Source organism: Bacillus haikouensis (genome assembly GCF_013179555.1).
Taxonomy (GTDB): Bacteria; Bacillota; Bacilli; order Bacillales; family Bacillaceae_B; genus Rossellomorea; species Rossellomorea haikouensis_A.
This window is the reverse complement of sequence record NZ_JABMCR010000370.1, coordinates 1-3339: the sequence shown is the minus strand read 5'-3', so window position 1 is coordinate 3339 and position 3339 is coordinate 1. Positions and strand designations below refer to the sequence as shown.

General features: G+C 44.6%; 3 protein-coding genes. All 3 read right to left on the bottom strand.

All coding sequences use genetic code 11. The features are described from left to right. Nucleotides 1-276: SAM-dependent methyltransferase (locus HP456_RS21660; RefSeq protein WP_246289357.1), on the bottom strand; the 276-nt coding region annotated here is incomplete at its 3' end. A 9-nt stretch (nucleotides 277-285) separates the two neighbouring features. Then, the gene (locus HP456_RS21655; RefSeq protein WP_172254961.1) at nucleotides 286-1938 is read right to left on the bottom strand and encodes a putative polysaccharide biosynthesis protein; all 1653 of its coding nucleotides are present in this window, start codon (nucleotides 1936-1938) and stop codon (nucleotides 286-288) included. A 609-nt stretch (nucleotides 1939-2547) separates the two neighbouring features. Further along, nucleotides 2548-3084, bottom strand: a complete 537-nt coding sequence (gene spoVT / locus HP456_RS21650) for a stage V sporulation protein T (RefSeq protein WP_172254959.1) — start codon at nucleotides 3082-3084, stop codon at nucleotides 2548-2550. Nucleotides 3085-3339 lie beyond the last annotated feature (255 nt).

The window sequence follows — 3339 nt, the reverse complement described above, 5'->3', positions numbered from 1 at the left end:
CGGATGGCCCGGTACGGCGTAGACGAGCTCCCCGGATTCAGCATGCGCCACAAGCGTCTCTGTTATTTCCTCATATACCTGTTCGAACCGGTCATGTTTTTCATAGATCTCATCGAAGGAATGAAATGCCAATCCTTCTGCTGCCAAATCCTTTACCACAGGATGTTCTTTTGTCCGCAAAAATAATGTTTCACTTTCTTTGATAAGACGGTAGACACCTAAAGGCAGCTGCTCCAAATCCCCGGCTCCCAGGCCGACAATCGTAATCGTATTCATATGATTCTCCTATCTTCTTTTTATAATTGGCTGGAATTTTTCCATCAGCCTCACCCACTTGCTCCCAAATGGCAGATAGCCGAGTTCTTCCTGACTCAGAACATTTCCTCTCAGTAAAACCAGGATAAACACCGCACCGCCTATAAACACTCCCCCTATAGAGAAGAAGACAGCCGTGATCCGTTCAGGCATCCCATTTGTCAACAGTCTTCCATACAGCAGCATTAACCCCTGTAGCACAAGAGTCATTGCAGCCCCGCTTACAAACAGTGTTTTATAATAAGAGTAATCGATCAATCTGATCGGGAATATCTTTTTTAATCTCACTATCATCAGGATCGTGATCAATGCCAAGGATGATATGGTGGCAAGAGACGCCCCCATCGTCCCAAATATTGGCACCAGAATGGCGTTCCCTGCATACTTAAGGACAACCCCCGCAATGATGCAAACCGCCGGATAATAAATACTCCCGATTCCCTGAAGGATGCCTGCAAATGTGAGGATCAGGCAACTAAAGAAAATCGACATGCAAAATACGGCAATAACACTTGAACCGGCGGCGTTCTCAAACAACATCGTATTCGTAGGTACGATGAGGTTGATCAGACCAAGGGATGCTGCAAAGCCTATAATGATACTGATTTTTAATGACAGTTGACTGTATTCCCTAACCAGGGACTCTTTTTTGCCGATATAAGCGCTTGTAACCAAAGGGACGATGGTGAGTGAAATAGCGGTGGAAACGACATTTCCTATTTGTACGAAAGGCTGCCCGCGGTCATAGATCCCCTTCAGTTTCTTCGCAAGGGCCTCTTCCATGCCGGAAGCGGTCAATAACGCGTATACGTTTAACGAGTCTATGAATTGAAGTAGAATCAACAGCATGGCACTCACGCAAATGGCCGTCCCGTCTTTCAACAATCGTTTGCAAATGGACAAGTAATCCTTTGATAGTGTAAAGATACCTGATGCCGTCCTTTCCTTTTTCAGCACAAGAAAGAAAATCAGTACAATCACACCTGCAATTCCGCCCGTAATCGACCCGAATAACGCACCGTTACCGACCATGTAAAGAGAATGACCTTGAGCCATCAACAGGGTTGAAAACACCAGGATCGTCACCACCCTGATACTCTGCTCGGCCACCTGTGAAACAGCGGTCGGCAGCATATTTTCTTTACCCTGGTAATATCCCCTCAACGAAGACAATGGAGGAAGCAGCAAAAATGACAGCGAAATGACCTGGATCAGGGGCGCCAGCCTAGGGTCTCCCATCCATTCTGCAATCACGCCTGCACCGAAGAAGATGATCATAAACCATATCAGGCCAACGATGCACAGAAACAGGAATGAGGTCAGGGCCACATCCTTTGCACCTTCTTCATCTTTTTCTTCAAGTTTTTCAGCGACTAACTTTGAAATGATAACAGGAAAACCGTAAGTGGATAACGCAATCGCTATTCCATAAAAGGGATACACCTGCTGATATATATAAAAACCGATATCTCCAACGATATTCTGAAAAGGAACCCGATACACCGCGCTTAAAATCTTCGTTGCCAATGCGGCCAGCGTCAAAATCATGGCCCCTTTAAGAAATTGCTTGGAGGAGTACTGCTTCCTCACAAGGGCTTCCTGCCTTTCTATATAAAACTCCATATGTACAACCATCAAATGATCTATATTTATTGTCATTTTATCAATAAAAGAAGAAAAGCGGAAGCGGCTTGGTCAGAGGCGACAAGCATAAGACGAAAACACCGGAAAGGCGGTTTTTGCCTTTTGGGTGTTTTTGACTTATGACCTCGAGCCTCTAGCCGCTGCAGCTGGACAATGAAAAGCGGAAGCGGATGGTCAGAGGCGACAAGCATAAGACGAAAACACCGGAAAGGCGGTTTTTGCCTTTTGGGTGTTTTTGACTTATGACCTCGAGCCTCTAGCCGCTGCAGCTGGACAATGAAAAGCGGAAGCGGCTTGGTCAGAGGCGACAAGCATAAGACGAAAACACCGGAAAGGCGGTTTTTGCCTTTTTGGTGTTTTTGACTTATGACCTCGAGCCTCTAGCCGCTGCAGCTGGACAATGAAAAGCGGAAGCGGCTTGGTCAGAGGCGACAAGCATAAGACGAAAACACCGGAAAGGCGGTTTTTGCCTTTTTGGTGTTTTTGACTTATGACCTCGAGCCTCCAGCCGCTGGAACTTGATAATGAAAAGCGGACCGTGCCTACTCCTCAAAAAAAAGAAGAGTGGCGGATGCCACTCTCTTCTATTTATGATTCCATTTGTCTTGCTAAAAAGCCAGCTGCCGTTTCCACTGCCTTTTGCTCTACTTCGCCGACAGTACGATCCTTTGAGAAAATAGCAACGGCACCAATTGGATCTCCATTTGCTACAATTGGAGCGATCGTATATGAATTTAAATCTTCGTCATGTCCTTCAACAAGCTCTGCTTGTCCCTGCTGAGTGTGTAAAAGAGAGGAACGATCATCCATTACCTTTTCGACTAATTCGCTTACATTCTTGTTCAGATACTCTTTCTTTGATGCGCCTGCTATGGCGATAACTGCATCACGGTCGCAAATCAGGACCGCACTTCCTAAACTGTCGTATAATGCTTCGGCATATTCCTTTGCAAAATCACCAAGTTCACTGATAGGAGAGTATTTCTTTAAGATGACTTCCCCGTCACGATCAACGAAGATCTCAAGCGGATCTCCTTCACGGATCCTTAACGTTCTGCGGATTTCTTTCGGAATAACAACGCGTCCTAAATCATCAATACGACGAACAATTCCAGTTGCTTTCATCTATAGTTGCCTCACTTTCATCAGATGATTTTTATTTAGCAAGGCATTCAGTTGTATTGAATACATTGCTATTGTTGAGTTTAGTATCTTACATCTTAGAAGTTCTATACACATTCAGTTATTTTTTCTGTAATTTCACTAAAATGCTAGTGCAGGTTACTTTTTCCAAAGTTGGCAGCTGCATTAATACTAATACCCTTATCATAGTAAAATAAACCAGCAAACGCGTTTACAGTTGAGTTACAAGATTATAAC

Coding starts and splice junctions, on each gene's coding strand:
- spoVT (WP_172254959.1), bottom strand. CDS start 3,084: ATGAAAGCAACTGGAATTGTTCGTCGTATTGATGATTTAGGACGCGTT.
- HP456_RS21655 (WP_172254961.1), bottom strand. CDS start 1,938: ATGGAGTTTTATATAGAAAGGCAGGAAGCCCTTGTGAGGAAGCAGTAC.